This is a genomic window from Streptomyces griseicoloratus, assembly GCF_014534645.1.
Lineage (GTDB): Bacteria > Actinomycetota > Actinomycetes > Streptomycetales > Streptomycetaceae > Streptomyces > Streptomyces griseicoloratus.
The window spans coordinates 1-20088 of sequence record NZ_JACVQF010000236.1; the positions used below are offsets into that span (position 1 = coordinate 1).

The 20088-nt window shown below is 74.1% G+C and carries 22 protein-coding genes; 5 read left to right on the forward strand and 17 right to left on the reverse strand.

Translation table 11 applies throughout. The annotated features are described in order from the left end of the window. The 10 genes from cysD to H0H10_RS37240 all read right to left on the reverse strand — a co-directional run. A partial coding sequence (cysD, locus tag H0H10_RS37200; RefSeq protein ID WP_188185638.1) for a sulfate adenylyltransferase subunit CysD occupies nucleotides 1-647 on the reverse strand: 647 nt, incomplete at its 3' end. Then, a complete protein-coding gene (gene cysC, locus H0H10_RS37205) occupies nucleotides 644-1180 on the reverse strand; it encodes an adenylyl-sulfate kinase (RefSeq protein WP_373566965.1) in 537 nt (178 codons plus the stop codon). The genes cysD and cysC, both read right to left, overlap by 4 nt. A gap of 35 nt (nucleotides 1181-1215) precedes the next feature. After that, nucleotides 1216-1926: a phosphoadenylyl-sulfate reductase gene (locus tag H0H10_RS37210; protein ID WP_188185640.1), complete on the reverse strand. Its 711-nt coding sequence runs from the start codon at nucleotides 1924-1926 to the stop codon at nucleotides 1216-1218. After that, nucleotides 1923-2102: a hypothetical protein gene (locus H0H10_RS37215; protein WP_188185641.1), complete on the reverse strand. Its 180-nt coding sequence runs from the start codon at nucleotides 2100-2102 to the stop codon at nucleotides 1923-1925. The genes H0H10_RS37210 and H0H10_RS37215 overlap by 4 nt, the downstream gene beginning before the upstream one ends. Continuing rightward, on the reverse strand, nucleotides 2099-3796 hold the full coding sequence (locus H0H10_RS37220; protein ID WP_188185642.1) for a nitrite/sulfite reductase: 1698 nt from the start codon (nucleotides 3794-3796) through the stop codon (nucleotides 2099-2101). The genes H0H10_RS37215 and H0H10_RS37220 overlap by 4 nt, the downstream gene beginning before the upstream one ends. 128 nt (nucleotides 3797-3924) lie before the next feature. Continuing rightward, nucleotides 3925-4008 (reverse strand): putative leader peptide, encoded by an 84-nt coding sequence (locus tag H0H10_RS41375; RefSeq protein ID WP_351391960.1) that lies wholly within the window; start codon nucleotides 4006-4008, stop codon nucleotides 3925-3927. Nucleotides 4009-4135: 127 nt separating this feature from the next. Next, nucleotides 4136-4708: a GNAT family N-acetyltransferase gene (locus H0H10_RS37225; protein WP_188185643.1), complete on the reverse strand. Its 573-nt coding sequence runs from the start codon at nucleotides 4706-4708 to the stop codon at nucleotides 4136-4138. A 116-nt stretch (nucleotides 4709-4824) separates the two neighbouring features. Then, complete coding sequence (locus tag H0H10_RS37230) at nucleotides 4825-6123, reverse strand: hypothetical protein (RefSeq protein WP_188185644.1); 1299 nt, start codon at nucleotides 6121-6123, stop codon at nucleotides 4825-4827. Nucleotides 6124-6299: 176 nt separating this feature from the next. Next, entirely contained in the window at nucleotides 6300-7592 is a 1293-nt protein-coding gene (locus tag H0H10_RS37235) for a GAF domain-containing protein (protein ID WP_309141992.1), read from the reverse strand. A 263-nt stretch (nucleotides 7593-7855) separates the two neighbouring features. Further along, on the reverse strand, nucleotides 7856-9496 hold the full coding sequence (locus H0H10_RS37240; protein WP_188185645.1) for an acyl-CoA dehydrogenase family protein: 1641 nt from the start codon (nucleotides 9494-9496) through the stop codon (nucleotides 7856-7858). A gap of 110 nt (nucleotides 9497-9606) precedes the next feature. Between H0H10_RS37240 and H0H10_RS37245 the strand changes: the two genes are divergently transcribed. After that, on the forward strand, nucleotides 9607-10737 hold the full coding sequence (locus H0H10_RS37245; RefSeq protein ID WP_188185646.1) for a YihY/virulence factor BrkB family protein: 1131 nt from the start codon (nucleotides 9607-9609) through the stop codon (nucleotides 10735-10737). A gap of 280 nt (nucleotides 10738-11017) precedes the next feature. On the opposite strand, the gene H0H10_RS37250 is transcribed toward H0H10_RS37245, so the two are convergent. Further along, nucleotides 11018-11884, reverse strand: coding sequence for an NmrA family NAD(P)-binding protein (locus H0H10_RS37250; protein ID WP_223181023.1), 867 nt, complete (start codon nucleotides 11882-11884; stop codon nucleotides 11018-11020). An 81-nt stretch (nucleotides 11885-11965) separates the two neighbouring features. Between H0H10_RS37250 and H0H10_RS37255 the strand changes: the two genes are divergently transcribed. Further along, nucleotides 11966-12907 (forward strand): AraC family transcriptional regulator, encoded by a 942-nt coding sequence (locus H0H10_RS37255; RefSeq protein WP_188185647.1) that lies wholly within the window; start codon nucleotides 11966-11968, stop codon nucleotides 12905-12907. 10 nt (nucleotides 12908-12917) lie between these two features. After that, nucleotides 12918-13607, forward strand: a complete 690-nt coding sequence (locus tag H0H10_RS37260) for a helix-turn-helix transcriptional regulator (RefSeq protein WP_188185648.1) — start codon at nucleotides 12918-12920, stop codon at nucleotides 13605-13607. Here H0H10_RS37260 and H0H10_RS37265 read toward each other — a convergent pair. The 3 genes from H0H10_RS37265 to H0H10_RS37275 all read right to left on the reverse strand — a co-directional run bounded on the left by H0H10_RS37265 (nucleotide 13587) and on the right by H0H10_RS37275 (nucleotide 15837). After that, a complete protein-coding gene (locus tag H0H10_RS37265; RefSeq protein ID WP_188185649.1) occupies nucleotides 13587-13991 on the reverse strand; it encodes a VOC family protein in 405 nt (134 codons plus the stop codon). The genes H0H10_RS37260 and H0H10_RS37265 overlap by 21 nt on opposite strands. Nucleotides 13992-14058: 67 nt before the next feature. Continuing rightward, nucleotides 14059-14685 (reverse strand): VOC family protein, encoded by a 627-nt coding sequence (locus tag H0H10_RS37270; protein ID WP_188185650.1) that lies wholly within the window; start codon nucleotides 14683-14685, stop codon nucleotides 14059-14061. 105 nt (nucleotides 14686-14790) lie between these two features. Further along, complete coding sequence (locus tag H0H10_RS37275) at nucleotides 14791-15837, reverse strand: LacI family DNA-binding transcriptional regulator (protein WP_188185651.1); 1047 nt, start codon at nucleotides 15835-15837, stop codon at nucleotides 14791-14793. Nucleotides 15838-16047: 210 nt separating this feature from the next. On the opposite strand from H0H10_RS37275, the gene H0H10_RS37280 reads away from it, so the two are divergent. Then, complete coding sequence (locus tag H0H10_RS37280) at nucleotides 16048-17559, forward strand: carboxylesterase/lipase family protein (RefSeq protein ID WP_188185652.1); 1512 nt, start codon at nucleotides 16048-16050, stop codon at nucleotides 17557-17559. Here H0H10_RS37280 and H0H10_RS37285 read toward each other — a convergent pair. Together H0H10_RS37285 and H0H10_RS37290 are read right to left on the reverse strand one after the other, a co-directional pair. Further along, entirely contained in the window at nucleotides 17516-17761 is a 246-nt protein-coding gene (locus H0H10_RS37285) for a DUF397 domain-containing protein (protein ID WP_188185653.1), read from the reverse strand. The two genes, H0H10_RS37280 and H0H10_RS37285, sit on opposite strands and share 44 nt — an antisense overlap. After that, complete coding sequence (locus tag H0H10_RS37290; RefSeq protein WP_188185654.1) at nucleotides 17758-18591, reverse strand: helix-turn-helix domain-containing protein; 834 nt, start codon at nucleotides 18589-18591, stop codon at nucleotides 17758-17760. Before H0H10_RS37290 ends, H0H10_RS37285 begins: the two co-directional genes overlap by 4 nt. Nucleotides 18592-18676: 85 nt before the next feature. Between H0H10_RS37290 and H0H10_RS37295 the strand changes: the two genes are divergently transcribed. Next, nucleotides 18677-19117, forward strand: coding sequence for an ATP-binding protein (locus tag H0H10_RS37295; protein ID WP_188185655.1), 441 nt, complete (start codon nucleotides 18677-18679; stop codon nucleotides 19115-19117). Here H0H10_RS37295 and mmuM read toward each other — a convergent pair. Beyond that, nucleotides 19098-20057 (reverse strand): homocysteine S-methyltransferase, encoded by a 960-nt coding sequence (gene mmuM / locus H0H10_RS37300; RefSeq protein ID WP_188185656.1) that lies wholly within the window; start codon nucleotides 20055-20057, stop codon nucleotides 19098-19100. The genes H0H10_RS37295 and mmuM overlap by 20 nt on opposite strands. Nucleotides 20058-20088: the final 31 nt, after the last annotated feature.

Sequence of the window (20088 nt, forward strand, 5' to 3'; positions counted from 1 at the left end):
GGCAGCTCGATGTTCTCGCGGGCGATGTACTGCCACACGTCCAGCTCGGTCCAGTTGGACAGCGGGAAGACGCGGACGTGCTCGCCGTGGGCGTGCCGGCCGTTGTACAGGTTCCACAGTTCGGGGCGCTGGCGGCGCGGGTCCCACTGGGAGAACTCGTCGCGCAGCGAGAACACCCGTTCCTTGGCGCGGGCCTTCTCCTCGTCGCGGCGGCCGCCGCCGAACACGGCGTCGAACCTCTCGCTGCGGATCTTCTCCGTCAGGGGCAGCGTCTGCAGCGGGTTGCGGGTGCCGTCCGGGCGTTCCCGCAGCACCCCCCGGTCGATGTAGTCCTGCACGCGGGCCACGTGGAGCGTGAGTGTGTGGGCGGCGACGACGCGGTCGCGGTGGTCGAGGACCTCGGGGAAGTTGTGCCCGGTGTCGACGTGCAGCAGGGCGAACGGCAGCGGCGCGGGGGCGAACGCCTTCAGCGCCAGGTGCAGCATGACGATGGAGTCCTTGCCGCCGGAGAACAGGATCACCGGCCGCTCGAACTCACCCGCCACCTCGCGGAAGATGTGCACCGCCTCGGACTCCAGGGCGTCCAGGTGCGAGAGGGCGTACGGGGAGTCCGTACCCCCCTCCACCGTGGCGACGGTCGTCGTCATGCCAGTCCCCTTTCGCTGAGCAGGGCGTACACCGCCGCGGCGGACTCCTGGACGGTCTGGTCCTGCGACTCGATGCGCAGGTCGGGCGCGACGGGCTCCTCGTACGGGTCGTCGACCCCGGTGAGACCCGTCAGCTCACCCGCGGCCTGCTTGGCGTACAGGCCCTTCACATCGCGTACGGAGCACACCTCGACCGGGGTGGCCACGTGCACCTCGACGTACGCCGTGCCGTTCGCCTCGTGGCGCTTGCGGACCGCGTCCCGGCTGTCGGCGTACGGGGCGATCACCGGGACCAGCGCCGTGACGCCGTTGCGGGCGAGCAGTTCGGCGACGAAGCCGATGCGCTGCACGTTGGTGTGCCGGTCCTCGCGGCTGAAGCCGAGGCCCGCGGAGATGAACTCGCGGATCTCGTCGCCGTCGAGGACCTCGACGCGGTGGCCCTCCTCGCGCAGCCGGCCGGCCAGCTCGTACGCGATGGTGGTCTTGCCGGCGCTCGGCAGACCCGTGAGCCAGACGGTGGCTCCGGTCGTCACGTGGTTCTCCTGAATCTCGGTGGTCGTCGTCATGGTCAGCCGTGCAGTCCGCACTCGGTCTTCGAGAGGCCCGCCCAGCGGCCGGCGCGCGCGTCCTCGCCCTCCAGCACACGGCGGGTGCAGGGCGCGCAGCCCACGGAGGCATAGCCGTCCATCAGCAGCGGGTTGGTGAGGACGCCGTGCTCGGTGACGTACGTTTGCACATCTTCCTGTGACCACCGCGCGATGGGGGAGATCTTCACCTTCTGCCGCTTCTCGTCCCAGCCGACGACCGGGGTGTTCGCCCGGGTCGGGGACTCGTCGCGGCGCAGGCCGGTCGCCCAGGCCAGGTAGCCCTTCAGGCCCTCCTCCAGCGGCTTGACCTTGCGCAGCGCGCAGCACAGGTCGGGGTCGCGGTCGTGCAGCTTCGGGCCGTACTCGGCGTCCTGTTCGGCGACGGTCTGCCGCGGGGTGAGCGTGATGACGTTCACGTCCATCACGGCCTCGACCGCGTCGCGGGTGCCGATGGTCTCCGGGAAGTGGTAGCCGGTGTCGAGGAACACCACCTCCACGCCGGGCAGGGCGCGGGAGGCGAGGTGGGCGACCACGGCGTCCTCCATGGAGGAGGTCACGCAGAAGCGGTCGCCGAACGTCTTCGCGGCCCACTGGAGGATCTCCAGCGCGGAGGCGTCCTCCAGCTCGCGGCCCGCCCGCTCGGCGAGCGCCTTGAGATCCCCGGTCGTGCGCTCTTCCTGAATCGCCGTCATATCCGTTCGCCTCCGGTGGAGTCGGGCTGAAGGCCGCGGGCGAGCAGCCCGAGGAACTTCAGCTGGAAGGCGCGGTTGCACGCCGCGCATTCCCAGGCGCCGTGGCCCTGGTCGTTCGGACGCAGGTCCTCGTCACCGCAGTAGGGGCAGTAGAAGGGGGCCGCGCGCTCGCTCACGACAGGGCCTCCTCGGAGGCCCGTGCCGCCCAGGCGGCGAACCGCTCGCCCTCCTCGCGCTCGGCCTGGAAGCGCTTCAGGACGCGCTCGATGTAGTCCGGCAGCTCGTCGGCCGTCACCTTCAGACCGCGCACCTTGCGGCCGAAGGCGGGCTGCAGACCGAGCGCGCCGCCCAGGTGCACCTGGTAGCCCTCGACCTGCTCGCCGGCGTCGTTCAGGACGAGCTGGCCCTTGAGGCCGATGTCCGCCACCTGGATGCGGGCGCAGGCGTTCGGGCAGCCGTTGAGGTTGATGGTGACCGGCTCGTCGAAGTCCGGCATGCGGCGCTCCAGTTCGTCGATCAGCGAGGCGCCGCGCGCCTTGGTCTCGACGATGGCCAGCTTGCAGAACTCGATGCCGGTGCAGGCCATGGTGCCGCGCCGGAACGGGGAGGGCTTGGCGGTGAGGTCCAGCGCCTCCAGGGACTCCACCAGGGAGTCGACCTGCCCCTCCTCGACGTCGAGGATGATCATCTTCTGCTCGACCGTGGTGCGGACGCGGCCCGAGCCGTGGGCCTCCGCCAGGTCGGCGATCTTCGTCAGGGTGGTGCCGTCGACGCGGCCGACGCGCGGGGCGAAGCCGACGTAGTAGCGGCCGTCCTTCTGCCGGTGCACGCCGACGTGGTCGCGCCAGCGGGCCACCGGCTCGGCGGGCGCGGGGCCGTCGGTCAGCTTGCGCTTCAGGTACTCGTCCTCCAGCACCTGGCGGAACTTCTCGGCGCCCCAGTCGGCGACGAGGAACTTCAGGCGGGCGCGGTTGCGCAGCCGCCGGTAGCCGTAGTCACGGAAGATCGACAGGACGCCCTCGTAGACGTCCGGCACGTCCTCCAGCGGCACCCAGGCGCCGAGGCGCACGCCCAGCTTGGGGTTGGTGGACAGGCCGCCGCCGACCCACAGGTCGAAGCCCGGCCCGTGCTCGGGGTGCCGGACGCCGACGAACGCCACGTCGTTGATCTCGTGCACCACGTCGAGGACGGGGGACCCGGAGATCGCGGTCTTGAACTTCCGGGGGAGGTTGGAGTACGCCTTGTTGTTCAGGACGCGGCGCTTCATCTCCTCCAGGGCGGGCGTGCCGTCGATGATCTCGTCCTCGGCGATGCCCGCGACGGGGGAGCCGATCATCACGCGGGGCGTGTCGCCGCAGGCGGTGACGGTGGACAGGCCGACGGCCTCCAGCCGGTTCCAGATCTCGGGCACGTCCTCGATCCGGATCCAGTGGTACTGGACGTTCTGCCGGTCGGTGATGTCGGCCGTGCCGCGGGCGAACTCCTGCGAGATCTCGCCGATGACGCGCAGCTGCGCGGTGGTCAGCGCGCCGCCGTCGATGCGGACGCGGAGCATGAAGTAGCGGTCGTCGAGCTCCTCCGGCTCCAGGACCGCGGTCTTTCCGCCGTCGATGCCCTGCTTGCGCTGGGTGTACAGGCCCCACCAGCGCATCCGGCCGCGCAGATCGTTGGGGTCGATGGAGTCGAATCCCCGCTTGGAGTAGATCGTCTCAATGCGTGTCCGCACATTGAGACCGTCGTCGTCCTTCTTGAACTGTTCGTTGCCGTTGAGCGGGGTGTGATGACCCACGGCCCACTGACCCTCGCCACGGTGACGGCTCACCTTGCGGCGGGGAGTCGTGGCAGCAGGCTTCGGCGGGGTGGCGGCCATGGTTGACACGTCCTTCGGGACAGGCGGAAAGCGGCTCTGACCTGCGCGTAGGGGCGCATGGGCATACGTGCGCGTCATTGCGCAGGAGGGAGGCGAAATGCGGGGAATGCGGTGGTGCTGGAGTGTTCTCAGCGCACCGGACAGATGGCGCTGGACATGCGGCCGAGGTCGACGTGCCGCCGACTCACCAAGGCAATTCCAGTTCCAGGCATGACGGAAGCCTGGCACGGCGATCTGGACACAGTCCAGCTTCTTCCAGAATGCGGACACCCTCGTCTCGTGCAGCGAGACGAGGGTGTTGTCGGTCACACGGGCCGGACGGCCCCGTGTCGGCGCAGGTCAGGCGGGGAACGCTCCCGGCCAGGGCCCCGGAGTGGCGACTTCCGGTTCCTCCTCGACCTTGGTGTCGAACAGCCGGAAGCCCCGGCGCTGGTAGTTGGCCATCGCGTGCTCGCCGTCCTTGCTGCACGTGTGCAGCCACACCCGCTTGGTCGTGGCCAGCCCCGGCCAGCGGTCCGCCAGGTCCCAGGCGCGGGCGGTGCCGTACGACAGCAGGTGCCCGCCGATGCGCCGGCCCCGGAAGGCCGGGATCAGCCCGAAGTACTCGATCTCCACGACCCCGTCGTCGCCGGGCGTCAGCTCCACGTACCCGGCGGGCGTGCCGTGGTCGTAGGCGACCCAGGTCTCCACGCCGGGCCGGCCCAGGTGCTCCTGCCACTGCGCGTACGTCCAGCCCAGCCGGTCGGTCCACCGGATGTCACCGCCGACCGAGGCGTACAGGAACCGGCTGAACTCCGGCGAGGGCACCTCGGAGCGGACGATCCTGACGTCTCCCTCGGGCTTGGCGGCCGGCAGCAGATCGGTCGGCGCGGTCTGCTCCAGGGACCAGGTGGTCACGGCGATGTTGGTCATGCCGGCCAGGGAATCATCCGGTCCCGCGTTCTGTCGATCCCGGTCGGAACAGTGGTCGGACGAGTGATCGGACGGGTGGTCCTACGAGTGGTCGGAAGGGGCGGTCGGGCGAGGCGTCAGGCCAGGGCTTCGTCGACGGCCGCCAGCGGGACGGCGAAGAGCACCCGGCCCGTCTGGGACCACACCTCGCCCGTCCCGGCCCAGTACGCCAGCGACCCCGCCGGTGAACTCCAGCACCGGTGCGACCGGTCGGCCCCGCACTCCGTGGCCCGCGCGCCCTCGGCGTTCTGCCGCCACAGCGTGCCGCGCCCGTCGTTGCGTCCGGCCGCGCGTGCCAGGTACCAGTCGGGGCGCGCCGCGCCGGCCGGGCGGTGCGCCAGCACGCCGCCCACCTCGGACGCCTCGGTCTCGTACGCCTCCCGCGCGTCCACGTGCCCGGCGGAGTCGGCGGCCGGCAGCCCGGCGCGGGCCGGGTCCGCGCTGAACGCGTAGCGCCACAGCCGGGTGGGCCGGCCGGAGTCGGCGGGCACCCGCTCGGCGGCGACCAGGCCGGCGGGTTGCGTGCCGCGGTCCAGGGAGATCGCGCCGGGGCGTGCGGCGCCGGGGGTGTCGGGGAGCCGGTAGGAGGCGACGGCCGGCAGCACGTACCGGTGGCCGTGCGCCGCCCAGCCTCCGGGCACCCGTCCGACGGCGGCGGCGTCGGTGGTGGTGCGCTGGATGCGGTCCATGTCGTAGACGTAGAGCGCGTTGCGGTCCCCGGGGCCGGTGGTGACCAGCAGCTTGTCGCGGTACCAGACCATGCCGGTCACGGGGGAGGCGAGCCCCCGGTAGTCGTGCCCGCCGTCGACCGGGACCGCGAGCAGCGCCGAGGTGTAGTCCGGGCGCGCGGGGTCGTCCGCGTCGACGAAGGAGACCCGGGCCAGACCGCCCCCGGCCGTGCCGTCGTCGCGGGACCAGGCCGAGAGGATCACACGCCGGCCGGTGTCGTCGGCGTCCCCGGAGGTGGTGACGGCCCCCGGACGCCAGCCCCGGGTGTCGCCGGCGTCCCAGCAGTAGGCCCGGCCGGCCGCCGGCGCGACGGGCAGCGCCTCGCGCTCCCCGGCCGGGCAGTCGGCGGCGTCGCGCAGGGTGCGGTCGGCGGTGTCGAGCACGGTGCCGACGCCGACCGGGCCGCCCATCGCGGCGGCGAGGCGGTCGAGCCAGCGCTGCGGCACCCGTTGCTCGGTCAGGCGCAGTTCGTCCGTCTCGGCCGGGGCGGTCAGCGGCTTCAGGGCGCCGGGGTCGCCGGCGACGGTGTCGGCCTGCGAGGCGCTGATCATCGTGGCCGCCGCCGTCAGCGCGAGGGCGGCGCCGGTCAGGGCGGCCCGCAGGGCACGGCCCCGCCTGCGCCGGCGGTGTCTGCCGCGATGTTTCATAGAACCTCCACGGGCGGCGTGCCAACTGCGCCCGATGGTCCACGCGTTGACCGAGGAACACATGGGGCGGCCCGTGGAGGATGCTACGGCAGGCGGGCGGGCCGGCGGATGCGTACGGCACAAAGAAGCCGGACAAACCACCTCGACCGCCCGCACGGGAGGGGCCGAACGGGTGCTCAGGGCGCCGGTACGGAAGCCGTACGCCTCTTCGCCACCGCCGGGGCCGTGGAGTGCGGCAGCAGGTCGCGGGGGTCCTCCGGGAGCAGGACCTCCACCTCCGCGTCCTCGCAGAAACGATACGGCCGGTGTTCCAGGTACGCCCCGAGGTACCGCCGCACCCGCGACATCTCGGCGCGCACCGTGACCGTGCGGGCCGGGTCGCCGAACATGTCCTCGGCCAGACCCGCGGCGCTGCGCCCGCCGCGGTGCACGGCCAGGAGGTACAGCAACTCGGCGTGCCGCGGGCTCAGTTCCCGGGTCCAGGGCCCGGCGCTGCCCTGGACCTGCACCGACCAGCGGCGCGGCTGCCGCAGGTCCAGCAGGATCCGGGCGGCACCGCCCGGCACCGGCTCCTGCGCCGCCCGCAGCAGCCAGCCCTCGTCCAGCGGCTCCACGGTGCACGGCCCGATGGCCGGCAGCCAGTTCGGGCCCCCGGCCGGTGACTTGGGCAGCGCCACCCGCTCCGTGTACGGCATCCCCGTCACCGCCGCCGTCCAGCCGTCCCGGTCCACCACGAGGGCACGTCCGCCGAGGCGGGCCAGCACCGGCGCGGCCACCGCCCGCAGCCGCTCCAGCGACCGCTGGTGCCGCTCGCGCAGCCGGGCCTCGGCGAGCTTGGCCACCGAGTCGACCCAGGCGAGCGTGGCCGGGTGCATCGTCTCCAGCGGCCCGCTCACGTCGACCACGCCCAGCAGCCGGCCGTCGCGCGGGTCGGTGATCGGCGCCCCGGCACAGGTCCAGGTGGCGTGCGAACGCACGAAGTGCTCGGCCGCGAAGACCTGCACGGGACGCCGGGCGACCGCCGGGGTGCCCACGCCGTTGGTGCCGACGACGTCCTCCCGCCAGTCCGCCCCCAGCTCGAACCCGAGCCCGTCGGCCTTCCGCAGCACCCGCGGACTGCCCTCCCGCCACAGCACCCGGCCCTCGTCGTCGGCCACCACCATGATCTGGTGGGTCACGTCGGCGACCGACAGCAGCCCCTCCCGCAGCACAGGCAGCACATGCCGCAGCGCCGACGTCTCCCGCCGCCGCTGCACCTCCTCCCGGGACAGCAGCCCGGACCGGAAGTCGTGGTCCGGGTCGACGCCGCTGCGCAGCATCCGGTCCCAGGACTGCTCGATCACCGGGCGGGCCGCCACCGGAGCGGGGCGGCCCGAGAGCCTGGCGGAGCGGACCTCGCTGAGCATCCGAGCCGCACGAGCCGTGTCGACGGCGGCGAGCCGCGTCACGTCCATCGGCGAGAGCGCCACTGTTCCTCGTCCTCCCGGAGGCAGGTTCGTCCCATGGTGACCGCTTGCCCCGGACCCGGGGGCACAGTCCGGGCCCGGGGCACGGTCCGCACACAGCCGGCGGCAAGTTGCAACCCCCTGCAACCCTGGTGGACCGGGGCGCGGCGGGTCGAGACTTGAGCGGCGCCGTCCCGGGCGGCGCACCCCGTCCGGAACGGGCCAGTGTCGCGGGGGTGGTGCCGTGTCGGCGCAGCACCACCCCCGTCCCGTGTCCCGGGACCCGGCTACGCGCCGGCCGCCGGCCGGGCCCGTTCCACCACCGACGCCAGGTCCAGGGTGGACGGCAGCGTGCCGAACGCCGCGCCCCCGTCGGCACCGAGCCGCGAGGCGCAGAACGCGTCGGCGACCTCCGGCGGCGCGTACCGGACCAGCAGCGCCCCCTGGAGCACCAGCGCCAGCCGCTCCGCCAGCCGCCGGGCCCGCCCCTCGGCGCCCTCCAGGTCGGCGAGCTCCGTCAGCAGGTTCCCGATCGCCGCGTCCAGCCGGTGGTCGGCGCCCCGCGCCCGGCCCACCTCCGCCAGATAGGCGTCGATGGCCATCGGCTCCCGCCCGAGCGCCCTGAGCACGTCCAGCGCCTGCACGTTGCCGGCGCCCTCCCAGATCGAGTTCAGCGGCGACTCGCGCACCAGGCGGGGCAGGCCGGACTCCTCGACGTACCCGTTGCCGCCCAGGCACTCGGCGGCCTCCACCGCCACCGGCGCGCACCGCTTGGTCACCCAGTACTTGGCCGCGGGCACCGCCAGCCTCAGCAGGGCCCGCTCCCGCTCGCCGCCGTCGTCGTACGCGGCCGCGAGCCTGAGCGCGAGCGTGGTGGCCGCCTCCGACTCGATCGCGAGATCCGCGAGCACGTTGCGCATCAGCGGCTTGTCGATCAGCTTCCCGCCGAAGGCCTCGCGGTACGAGCAGTGGTGGACCGCCTGCGCCACGGCCTGCCGCATCAGCCCCGCCGAGCCCAGCACGCAGTCCAGGCGGGTCGCGGCCACCATGTCGATGATGGTGCGCACCCCGCGCCCCTCCTCGCCGACCCGGCGCGCCCAGGTCCCGGCGAACTCGACCTCGGCGGAGGCGTTGGACCGGTTGCCCAGCTTGTCCTTGAGCCGCTGGATCAGGAACACGTTGCGGGTGCCGTCGGCCAGCACGCGCGGCACCAGGAAGCAGGTCAGCCCTCCCGGCGCCCGGGCGAGGACCAGGAAGCCGTCCGACATCGGCGCCGAGCAGAACCACTTGTGCCCGGTCAGCTCGTAGGTGCCCTCCTCGGCCAGCGGCCGGGCGGCGGTGGTGTTCGCCCGGACGTCGCTGCCGCCCTGCTTCTCCGTCATGCCCATCCCGAACAGGACGCCGGCCTTCAGGTGGGCGGGCCGCAGGTCGCGGTCGTACACCTCGGAGGTCAGCCGCGGCTCCCACTCGGCGGCGAGGCCGGGATCGGTGCGCAGGGCGGGCACCGCCGCGTGGGTCATGGACAGGGGGCAGGTGTTGCCGGCCTCGACCTGCGTCCACATGAGGAACCCGGCCGCGCGCCGCACGTGCCCGCCCGGCCGGGTCCAGGCGGCGGTCAGGCCCGCCGCGACGCCCTTGCCGAGCAGCCGGTGCCAGGCCGGATGGAAGTCGACCTCGTCGACGCGGTGGCCGTAGCGGTCGTGGGTGCGCAGCCGCGGCGGGTTGTCGTTGGCCAGCGCGCCCCACTCCTGCATCTGGGCCGATCCGCAGGAGCGGCCGAGGCCCGACAGCTCCGCCAGCGCCTCCTCGCGCAGCTCCGGCGCCAGATGCCGCTCGACGGCCGCCGACAGGGCCCGGTCGGCGGTGAAGACGTCGTACCCGGCCAGCGGCGGGGCCTGGTTCGTCACGGTGTGGGTGCTGCCTGCCATGACTGGGAACCTACCGCGCCGGGCACCGCCGGGGGCCCGGCCGGGTCCGGCCCGTGGTCAGGGGGCCTCCGCGGATGAGGGCCCCCGGGTGCGGCGGATACCTTTAGGTCGTGCAGCCAGCAAGTGAATCCCCCGAACGGCCCTCCGGCCGGCTCCACCGGGCCCGTGTCCTCTACCGGAACGTCTCCAAGCGCCGGACCGCCTGGCTGTTGCTGAAGGACACCGTCAACTCGTGCATGGAGTACCGCATCCTCGGCCTGGCCGCCGAGGCCGCGTTCTTCACGCTGCTGTCGGTGCCGCCCCTGCTGCTGAGCCTCCTCGGACTGCTCGGCTACGTCGACCTGTGGATCGGCGCCGACACCACCGAGAGCCTGCGCGCGAACATCCTGGACGCCTCCCGCGCGGTGCTCTCCGAGCGGGGCGTGAAGCAGATCACCGAGCCGATCCTGGACGACGTGATGAAGGGCGGCCGGCCCGACGTCATCTCCATCGGCTTCCTGTTCGCCCTGTGGTCGGGCTCCCGGGCCGTGAACGTCTTCATCGACACGATCACCGTGATGTACGGCCTCGACGGCGTCCGGGGCATCGTCAAGACCCGCCTGCTCGCCTTCCTGCTGTTCATCGTGGCCCTGCTGATCGGCTCGGTCGCGCTGCCGCTGATGGTGGCCGGGCCGGACGCGGTGGTGCGGATCGTGCCGTGGTCGACGACCGTCGTACAGGTGCTGTACTGGCCGGTCGTCATCGTGCTGTCCATCGCGTTCCTGACCACGCTGTACCACGTCTCCGTGCCGGTGCGGTCGCCGTGGATCGAGGACGTGCCGGGCGCGCTGGTCGCCCTCGGGATGTGGGTGCTCGGCAGTTTCCTGCTGCGCATCTACCTCACCAGTACCGTCGAGGGCCCCACCATCTACGGCTCGCTGGCCGCGCCCGTCGCCGTGCTGCTGTGGATCGGCGTGTCCGCGTTCGCGGTGCTCGTCGGGGCCGCCGTCAACGCGGCGATCGACCGGGTCTGGCCGGCCGCCGCGACCGCCGCGGCCCGCGAGGCCAACGAGCGGCTGCGGCACGCGCAGGTCGCCGAGTACGTGGCCCGCGCCGCCGCGAGCGGCGAGTCGGACCCCGACATGCCGTCCGAGTTCCCGGAACGCTGGTCGCGCTTCCTCCCCCCGGAGGACGTCACGTCCCGCCTCCGCACCCACGCCAAGCACAGCCCCCCGGACAACCACAAACCGAACGCCTCCTGACGGCGGCACCGGGGGAACGGCCGTCGGCCCCGTGCGTACCGACGGCCGGCCGTCCCCGGGCGGGCGGGCCCGCCGGGCCGGTGCGTGGCCGGCGCCCCGTGACGGTGGCCGGGGGGGGCGGTCCCGTGCGTACCGACAGTCGGCTGGTCCTTCCCGGCCAGGAGCGCGCGGGCGGCTGCGGCCGGTGGGGTCGGCCCACGGGCGGCTGTGGCCGGGAGTCGTGGCCGTCCCGGGCCGGTGGGCTCGTCGGCCGGGCCCCGCGGTCCGCCGCGGCCGGTGCTCAGGTGTCCCACACGCCTGTCGCCGCCGTGTCCCGTACGTAGTCGCCGAAGTCGCGGGGTGAGCGGCCCAGCACCTGGTGCACGCCGTCCGACAGGTGGGCGTTGCGGCCGTCGAGGAGGGTCGCGAACAGGTCGACCAGGTAGGCGGCCTCCTCGTCCGGTACGCCGAAGGCCGTCAGGGTCGTGCCGTACTCCTGCGGGGTCACCGCCCGGTAGGTCAGCGCGCGGCCCGTCTCCTTCGCGATCTCCGTCACCGCCTCCCCGAAGGTCAGCAGCCGCGGCCCCGAGACCTCCAGCACCCGCCCGGCGTACCGGTCGCCGGAGGCCAGCGCCGCCACCACCACGTCCGCGATGTCCCGCGCGTCCACGAACGGCTCCCGCACCTCCCCCGCGGGGAACACCAGCTCCCCGCGCTCGCGCAGCTCCGCCACCAGCGGCCCCTCGCTGAAGTTCTGCGCGAACCACGCGGCCCGTACGACCGTCCAGTCCGCGCCCGCCTCCCGCAGCGCCTCCTCGGTGGGCCGCGCCTGCTCCTCGCCCCGCGCCGACAGCAGCACCAGCCGCCGCACGCCGAGCCCCGCCGCCTCGCGCGCCAGCGCGCCGACCGCCTCGGCCGTGCCGGGGGCGCCGACGTCCGAGGGGTGGGCCAGATAGGCCGCGTCGGCGCCGCGCAGCACGTCCGCCCAGGTCGACCGGTCCCACCAGTCGAAGCCGTGCGCCCGGGATGCCGGCCGCACCCGCATCCCGGCCGCCCGTGCCGCGTCCGCCACGCGCCGCCCGGTGCGCCCCGAGGCGCCCGTCACCACCACCGTCATGTCCCGCGTGTCCCGCATGTTCCGTGCGTCCCGCGTCGTCGTGTCCGTCATGGCTCCAGTCAACTGCTGGGCGGCCCACGGGCCCATGGCCGAACGGCTCGCCCCCATACGCGTGCGTCTACGCTGACGCCCATGGACGCACTCGCCGGCCTCCTGGAGGGCCCCCGCGCCCGTGGCGCGTTCATGATCCGCGCCTGCTTCGATCCGCCGTGGGCCGTGCGCGTCGAGGACCGGGCGCCGCTGACGGTGATGCTGATGGTCCGCGGCGACGCCTGGATCGTCCCGGAGAGCGGGGAGCGGGTGCGGCTGCGGGCCGGCGACCTCGCCATCGCCCGCGGCCCCGACCCGTACACCTGCGCCGACGACCCCGCCACCCCGCCGCAGGCGCTGATCCTGCCGGGCGGAGAGTGCCACTACCCCGACGGGCGCCCGCTCAACGGCTCCATGGACCTGGGCGTGCGAACCTGGGGCGACCGCGCCGACGGCGCCACGGTGCTGCTGATCGGCACCTACCTGGTGCGGGGCGAGATCGGCGGCCGGCTGCTGGACGCGCTGCCGCCGCTGCTGTCCCTCACCTCCGAGCTGTGGGACTGCCCGCTGACGCCGCTGATCACGGCGGAGGTCACGCGGGACGAGCCGGGGCAGGAGGTCGTCCTGGACCGCCTGCTGGACCTGCTGGTGATCGCCGCGCTGCGGGCCTGGTTCGCCCGCCCGCAGGCCGAGCCACCCGCCTGGTACCGGGCGCTCGGCGACCCCGTCGTAGGCAGGGTGCTCAGACTGATCCAGGACGACCCGGCGCACCCCTGGACGGTCGCGGAACTGGCGGCCAAAGCCGGTGTCTCCCGCGCCGCGCTCGCCCGGCGCTTCACCCGGCTGGTGGGCGAGCCCCCGATGGCGTACCTCACCGCCTGGCGCCTCGCCCTCGCCGCCGACCGGCTGCGCGACACCGACGACACCCTCGGCGCCATAGCCCGCCAGGTCGGCTACGGCAGCGCGTTCGCCCTGTCCACCGCCTTCAAGCGGGTGTACGGGGTCAGCCCCCAGGAGCACCGGGCGCGGCCGGGCCAGGCGTAGCCTTGGCGCCGTGTACGCGGAGCGGGCAGCCCGGCTGGACGGGGCGGTGGTGTGGACGAATACCCCGTCCGGGACCGGCGCAGGGCGGGTGTTGCCCGACGGGTGCATGGACCTGCTGTGGAAGGACGGGCGGCTGCTCGTCGCGGGGCCCGACACCCGCGCCTACGTCACCGAGGACGCCACCGCCCGCTGGGCGGGCATCCGCTTCCCGCCGGGAACCGCGCCCGCCCTGCTCGGCGTGCCCGCGCGGGAGCTGCGCGACCGGCGCGTGGAGCTGGCCGACCTCTGGCCGGCCGGGGAGGTCCGGCGCGTCACCGCGCGGGTGAACGCGGCGGCCGATCCGGTGAGCGGCCTGGAGGAGGTCGCCCTGTCCCGGGCGGCGGACGCCGGCCCCCCCGACCCGCTGCTGGGCCGGATCGTGGCCGCCCTCGGCGCGGGCCGCCCGGTCGCCGCCACCGCCGACGAACTCGGTGTGAACGCCCGCCAGTTGCACCGACGCTCGCTGGCCGCGTTCGGGTACGGGCCCAAGACGCTGGCCCGGGTGCTGCGACTGCAACGCGCGCTCGCGCTGGCCCGGACGGGCCTGCCCCTCGCGGAGACGGCCGCCCGGGCCGGGTTCGCGGACCAGGCCCACCTGACCCGGGAGTTCGGGGACCTGGCCGGGGCGACGCCCCGGGAGCTACTGGGCCGGCGCGGGTAGCGGCGCGAACAGGTCGACGCCGTTGCCGTCCGGGTCGTGCACCACGGCGTAGCGCTGCCCCCAGAAGGCGTCCCAGGGCTTGAGCTCGCCATGGCATCCGGCAGCGGTCAGCTCCTCGTACAGCGCGTCCACCTCGCCGGGCGTGTCGCACAGCAGGGCGAGCGAGGACCGGCCGCCCCCGGCCGGCGCCCGCCACCCGGGGTGGAACGAACGGACGGTGGCCTCGGTGTCGAGCAGCAGCCGGATCCCGCCCGGCAGTCCGGCCTCGGCGTGCGGCTGTTCCTCGGCGCCCTCGGGGAAGGGGAAGCCGAGCCGTCGGTAGAAGGTCACGGAGGCGGCCATGTCGGAGACGACCAGGCCGATGGCGTCGAATCGTGCGGTCATGCGGCCACCGTAGGCAGGGCGCGCGGCGGACGTCTTGAAGGAATCGGACACCCGGTGACCGCCCTGCTCAGCCGAACGACACCTGCCCCCGGGGCGAGTCCACCGTGCAGGACCAGCCCACCGGCCCGGCGGTCAGCGGCAGGGCGGTACCGAGTGCGGCCAGCACCGGCCGGACGGCCGACGGGTCGGGTGCGCTCGCGGTGAGCGCCAGCAGGGGAGTGACCGGCAGGTCCGCCGACGGGTGCGGGGTGGCGCCCCAGTCGATGAGGAAGGGCACCAGGCCGGAGGGGTCGGAGCCGCCCTCGGTCAGGCGCCACCGCAGCAGCGTGCCGTCGGGCCGGCGCCGGCTCATCGGGCGCACCGGGCCGGGGTCGTGGCCGAGGGCCCGGGCCGCCGCCACCGCCGCCTCCAGGTCGGGCGGACGGATCGCCCAGGTCACGATCCGCGGCGCGGTCAGCTCGTCGACCCACAGCGGGCGCGGGCGGTCCGGCGCGGACTGCTCCGGGTCGGGGCCGATGATCTCCAGGTACGCCGTGCCGCCCAGCGACACCAGGTGGTTGCGGGTGCCGAGCCCGGGGTGCGCACCGCCGGGCGCGGGCGTGACGCCGGTGCGCCGGGCGAAGTCGGCGACGGTCGCCGCGAGGTCGGGGGTCGCGAGGACCAGGTGGTCCAGCAGGGCGGGATGGGCGTTCATCACGGCCGAGCCTAGGGGCGCGGGCCCGCCCGCGGAACGCCCGTGCGCCAGGACGGCCGAACCGGGGGCCCGGCGGCCGGTACGCCCCGGGCGGCCGGTGCCGTGCTAGCCGTTGCGCGGCGGGGCCGTGCTCGCCCGCTCCACCAGGTGCGTCGACAGCTCCGTGCGGGTGCTCTCCGGGTGGTCGCCGTCCATCATGCGCAGCAGCACGCGCAGGGCGGTGGCCGCCATCTCCGACAGCGGCCGGCGGACCGTGGTGAGGGCGGGCGTGACCCAGTGGGCCTCGGGCAGGTCGTCGAAGCCGACGACGCTGACGTCGTCCGGCACGCTCAGCCCGCGCTCGGCCAGCGCCTCGTAGACGCCGAGCGCCATCGTGTCCGAGCAGGCGAACACGGCCGTCGGCGGGACGGGCAGGTCCAGGAGTTCCCGTGTGCGGCGGCGGGCCGCGGCCCGGTCGAAGCCGGCGTGGCGGACGTACTCGGCGCGGTGGTGCAGGCCCGCCGAGGCGAGCGCCGAGCGGTAGCCGGCGATCCGCGCGCCGCCGCCCGGCTCGTTCCGCCGGCCGCCCACGACGGCGATCCGCTCGTGCCCGAGGTGCAGCAGGTGCTCGGTCGCGGTCACCCCGCCCTGCCAGTTCGCGGCGCCCACCGACACCACGCCCGGCGGCGGTGCCATCAGCGGGTCGACCATTACGAAGGGAATGCGGTGCCGGTCCAGCCAGGCGTGCTGGGCCCCCGTCAGCTCGGCCACGTCGAACAGCACCCCGGACGAGCCGCGTACGACGATCCGCTCCAGCCAGTCGCGAGGCGGCCGCACGTCCCGGGGCCGGTCGGAGCACGCCGAGACCACGACCTCCAGGCCCGCGTCGTACGCCGCCGCCTCCACCCCGTGCAGCACCGCGCCCGAGCGGGAGTTCTCCAGGGAGTGCACGACCAGGTCGACCAGGCGGGGCGCCCGCGCCAGGTCGAAGCGGGGCCTGCGGACGTAGCCCAGACGGTCCAGCACCTCCGTGACCCGGCGGCGGGTCGCGGGCGCCACGTCGTCACGGCCGTTGACCACCTTGGAGGCGGTCGGCACCGACACCCCCGCCTCACGGGCCACCACCGCGAGCGTCGGCCCGGTCGCCCGGCTCGCACGCGCCGCACGGACCATCGGGTCACCGCCCTTCCCGCCACAGTCGTCGTAGAAAGCGCTTCCTACTCTAGATCGTGCCGCAACCCGACGTGAAGAGCACGGAAATCCCCGCCGAACCCCGCCGTCCCCCGAACGGGCGACTCCGCCTGCCGTGCGGCGGAATACCGCCGGCCTTCGTGTTGCTCTTTTGTTACCGGTGCACGAGCGCGCTGAAGGGCTGGTGGGCGTATGACGGCAGGCCAGGAATCCCCGACGGTCGGCACGCCGTACGGCGCGGTGCGCGGCAGATGGGAGCACGGCGTCGCGGTGTTCCGGGGCATCCCCTACGCGGCACCGCCGTTCGGCCCCCGGCGGTTCCGCCCGCCTGTTCCCCCCACCCCCTGGGACGGGGTGCGCGACGCGGGCGCCTTCGGCCCGACCGCGCCGAAACCGCCGTACTCCGAGGCCTTCGCGCAGTACCTGTCCGACCCCGTCGTGCCCGGCGACGACTGCCTCAACCTGAACGTGTGGACCCCGGAGCCCGGACCGGGCGCACGGCTGCCGGTACTGGTGTGGCTGCACGGCGGCGCCCTCACCCGGGGCTCCTCCGCCGTGCCCGTGTACGACGGACGCACCTTCGCCCGCGACGGCGTCGTCTTCGTCTCCGTCAACTACCGGCTGGGGATCGAGGGCTACGGCCTCTTCCCGGACGCCCCCGCCAACGCCGGTCTGCGCGACCAGCTCGCCGCCCTCCACTGGGTGCGCGACTCCATCGCGGCCTTCGGCGGCGACCCGGACCGCGTGACGCTGGCCGGCCAGTCGGCCGGGGCCATCAGCACCGGCGCCCTGATCGCCGCCCCGCAGGCCCAGGGCCTGGTCCGGCGGGCGGTACTGCAGAGCGGGGCGCCCGAGTCGTCCGACCGGGACAAGGTCCGCCGGATGGTGCGGCGCATGGCGACCCGGCTGAAGGTCCCCGCCACCGCGGAGGCGTTCGCCGGCGTCGACCGCGACCTGCTGCTGCGCACCCAGGCCGAGGCCGGCAGGCTGAGCAGCCCGGTGCTGGGCGGGCCCGCCTTCGGGATCGTCGTCGACGGCGACGTCGTACCCCGTGACCCGCTGGAGGCGCTCACCGGGGGCGGCGCCGCCCCCGGTGTCGAACTCCTCATGGGCTGGACCCGCGACGAGTACCGGCTGTGGCTGGTGCCGGGCGGACTGCTGGAACGCGTCGACCGGCTCGGTCCCGTCGCCCTGGCCGCCGCCAGGGCCCGCTGCCACTGCGGGCACGAGGTGGTGCGCGGCTACCGCGAGCTGCACCCCGAGGCCGGCACCGCCGAGACCGTCGGCCAGCTCGTCACCGACCACCTGCTCCGCATCCCGCTGCACCGCCTGGCCGACGCCCGTACGGAGCCCTCGTACGTGTACGAGTTCGCCTGGCCGTCGCTGCTGCCCGGCCTCGGCTCGTGCCACGCCCTGGAACTGGGCTTCGTCTTCGACACCGGCGACGTGCCGGACGCCCGCAGGCTCGCCGGGGAGGGTGCCCCGCAGGAGCTGGCCGACGCGATGCACACGGCCTGGGTGCGGTTCGCCACCGACGGCGAGCCCGGCTGGCGGCGCTGGGACGCCTCGCATCCCATGCGCATCTTCGACGCCGGTCCGCCGCTGACGACGTACGGTCTGCGGGACCGCGAGCTGGCCCTGTGGACGGCCGACGCCGCCGTCACCGGGCCAGGTGCAGGAAGGCGGTCCAGGCTTCGGGGGTGACGGTGAGGTGGGGGGTGGTGGGGGTCTTGGAGTCGCGGATGTGGATGGTGGCGGGTTGGACGGCGACGGCTACCTCGACGCAGGCGCCGCCCTCGCCACTGCTGTAGCTGGACTTGCGCCAGTCGTAGGCGACTTCAACGCAGTTGCCGCCCTCGCTGCCGCTGTAGCTCGACTTGAACCACTCAAGTGCGGTGCCGCTCATTGCTCTCCTAGCAGACGGTCCAGCAGGTCCCTGGTGTCCTCGGGGGTGAGGGCCTGTGACCGCAGCATCGCACACTTCTGCGTGAGGATCGCCACCTCATCCGGGTCCGCGATCAGTTGGCTGCCGCGATGATTCTCCGTGTAGGCGAGCCGCTGGTGTTCGGGTGTTTCCAGCAGGACGAACGCACCGTCCAGCGAGGCATGAGTAGCGCGATCCAGCGGCAGCGCCTGAAGCATGAGGCCCGGGAGTTCAGAGCACGTGCGCAGATGCCGCAACTGCTCGACCCAGACCTGCTTCCCGCCGATGGGAGCCCGCAGTACCGGCTCCCAGATCACGAAGGACGTGATCGGCGGCTCCTTGCCCTGGAGGATCGCCTGCCGCTCGATGCGAGCCGCGACCAACTGCGCGATCTCGTCCTCGTCATAGACCGGAACACGGCTGCGGAAGACGGCCTCCGCATACGCGTCCGTCTGCAACAGGCCAGGCAGCACCTGGTTCTCGTACGAGGAGATCACGATGGCCTCGCGCTCCCGGTCCAGGAACTCCTCCGCCCACAGCGGTACCAGATCCACCTCCGGCATGTGCTTCAGCGCCTCGCTCAACGCCCCCCTCGTGTCGAGGAGTTCGTCGAGCTGCTCGGCGAGGTCCGGTTTCAGCGGGCGTCGGCCCTGTTCGATCGACGCGATCTGCTGCTCGCCGACGACGAACCGTTCGCCCAGCGACCTCTGTGTGTATCCGGCGGCCTCCCGGTGGAGGGCGAGCAGCGCGCCCACCATCTTCATCGCCGAGGCGTTCCGTCGTGTCCGTCGTGACCGTGTCGTCGTGCCCATGCGGTCGAACTCCCCACCCGCGCGCGTACCTTCACCACCGCGGACCCGTACAAACCGGCTGTACGAGCGCACGTACTGTCCCATGATGGCCACGCAGCGTGACTCTCGTCACGTGAACACCGAAACTCAACCCTCGTTCCCGCGGGAGCGGTTCTACCGGCGTGAGCGCCAATCCGTCCCGGCCGCCCGCGCGTTCGCCCGCGACGCGCTCGCCGACTGGGGCGTGCGGGAACGGGCGTACGACATCCTGCTCTGCGTCAGCGAACTCGTCACCAACGCCCTCGTGCACGGCGTCCCGCCCGGCCGCGGCTTCCTGTTGCGGCTGCTGCCGTGCGGCGACGGCGTGCGGGTGGAGGTGCACGACAGCGGGGACGGCGTGCCCGCCGTGCCGCAGGGCGAGGAGCGCGAGCCGGGTGAGGGCGGGCGCGGGCTGCTGCTGGTGTCGGAGCTGGCGGACAAGTGGGGCGTGGGGGAGCGGGACCCGGGGAAGATCGTGTGGTGCGAGTTCACGCGGGGGCCGGTCTGACGGTCCGTGCGATGCCCGCGATCGCCTCCGGGCCCACCCGGCAGCACCCCCCGATCAGCCGGGCGCCCGCGTCGCGCCAGGCGCTGACCCGCTCGGTGTCGAAGGTGGAGCGGCCTCTCCAGGCGCGGGCACCGGCGTCCCAGGACTCGCCGCTGTTGGGGTAGACGACGACCGGCTTGCCCGTCACCCGTGCCGCGAGGCGGACGGCGTGGTCCGCGTCCTCGGGGGCGCAGCAGTTCACGCCGACGGCGGCGATCTCGTCGGCGTCGGCGGCCAGGGCGAAGGCGTCCTCCAGGGGCTGCCCGGCGCGGGTGCGGTCGCCCGCGACGGTGTACGACAGCCAGGCCGGTACGCCGAGTCCGCGTACCGCCCGCAGCAGGGCCGTGGCCTCGTCGGTGTCGGGGACCGTCTCCAGGGCGAGGACGTCGGGCCGGGCGGCGGCCAGCACCTCCAGGCGGGGGCGGTGGAAGCGTTCCAGCTCGGCGACGGTGAGCCCGTACCGGCCGCGGTACTCGGAGCCGTCGGCGAGCATCGCCCCGTAGGGGCCGGCGGACGCCGCCACCCACAGCGGGCGGGTCGTCCGGGCCCGGCGGGCGGCCTCGCGCGCCAGGCCGACGCTCGACGCCATGAGCCGGGCCGCGTCGGCGTGCCCGATGCCGCGCCGGGCGAAGCCCTCGAAGGTGGCCTGGTAGCTGGCGGTGATCGCCACGTCCGCCCCGGCCTCGTAGTAGGCGAGGTGCGCCTCGGTGACCGCCTCGGGCCGCTCGGCGAGCAGCCGGGCGGACCACAGTTCGTCGCTCAGGTCGTGCCCGGCGGCCTCCAGTTGGTTGGACATGCCGCCGTCCAGCACGAGGGGGCCCGTGGCCAGGGCTTCGGCCAGGGAGGCCGGGACGTGCGGCGAGTCGGGGGTGTCGTGGGTGTCGGTGGTGCGGCCGGTCATGGCTTCGACGCTAGTCGAACGGCACGTCCCG

What these genes read in the sequence shown, in the direction of transcription:
- H0H10_RS37290 (WP_188185654.1), bottom strand. Translation starts at nt 18,591, where the DNA reads ATGGGCACGACGACACGGTCACGACGGACACGACGGAACGCCTCGGCG.
- H0H10_RS37265 (WP_188185649.1), bottom strand. Translation starts at nt 13,991, where the DNA reads ATGACCGCACGATTCGACGCCATCGGCCTGGTCGTCTCCGACATGGCC.
- H0H10_RS37270 (WP_188185650.1), bottom strand. Translation starts at nt 14,685, where the DNA reads ATGAACGCCCATCCCGCCCTGCTGGACCACCTGGTCCTCGCGACCCCC.
- H0H10_RS37230 (WP_188185644.1), bottom strand. Translation starts at nt 6,123, where the DNA reads ATGAAACATCGCGGCAGACACCGCCGGCGCAGGCGGGGCCGTGCCCTG.
- mmuM (WP_188185656.1), bottom strand. Translation starts at nt 20,057, where the DNA reads ATGACCGGCCGCACCACCGACACCCACGACACCCCCGACTCGCCGCAC.
- H0H10_RS37225 (WP_188185643.1), bottom strand. Translation starts at nt 4,708, where the DNA reads ATGACCAACATCGCCGTGACCACCTGGTCCCTGGAGCAGACCGCGCCG.
- H0H10_RS37240 (WP_188185645.1), bottom strand. Translation starts at nt 9,496, where the DNA reads ATGGCAGGCAGCACCCACACCGTGACGAACCAGGCCCCGCCGCTGGCC.
- H0H10_RS37255 (WP_188185647.1), top strand. Translation starts at nt 11,966, where the DNA reads ATGGACGCACTCGCCGGCCTCCTGGAGGGCCCCCGCGCCCGTGGCGCG.
- H0H10_RS37285 (WP_188185653.1), bottom strand. Translation starts at nt 17,761, where the DNA reads ATGAGCGGCACCGCACTTGAGTGGTTCAAGTCGAGCTACAGCGGCAGC.
- H0H10_RS37220 (WP_188185642.1), bottom strand. Translation starts at nt 3,796, where the DNA reads ATGGCCGCCACCCCGCCGAAGCCTGCTGCCACGACTCCCCGCCGCAAG.
- H0H10_RS37280 (WP_188185652.1), top strand. Translation starts at nt 16,048, where the DNA reads ATGACGGCAGGCCAGGAATCCCCGACGGTCGGCACGCCGTACGGCGCG.
- H0H10_RS37275 (WP_188185651.1), bottom strand. Translation starts at nt 15,837, where the DNA reads ATGGTCCGTGCGGCGCGTGCGAGCCGGGCGACCGGGCCGACGCTCGCG.
- H0H10_RS37295 (WP_188185655.1), top strand. Translation starts at nt 18,677, where the DNA reads ATGGCCACGCAGCGTGACTCTCGTCACGTGAACACCGAAACTCAACCC.
- H0H10_RS37250 (WP_223181023.1), bottom strand. Translation starts at nt 11,884, where the DNA reads ATGACGGACACGACGACGCGGGACGCACGGAACATGCGGGACACGCGG.
- H0H10_RS41375 (WP_351391960.1), bottom strand. Translation starts at nt 4,008, where the DNA reads ATGCCTGGAACTGGAATTGCCTTGGTGAGTCGGCGGCACGTCGACCTC.
- H0H10_RS37210 (WP_188185640.1), bottom strand. Translation starts at nt 1,926, where the DNA reads ATGACGGCGATTCAGGAAGAGCGCACGACCGGGGATCTCAAGGCGCTC.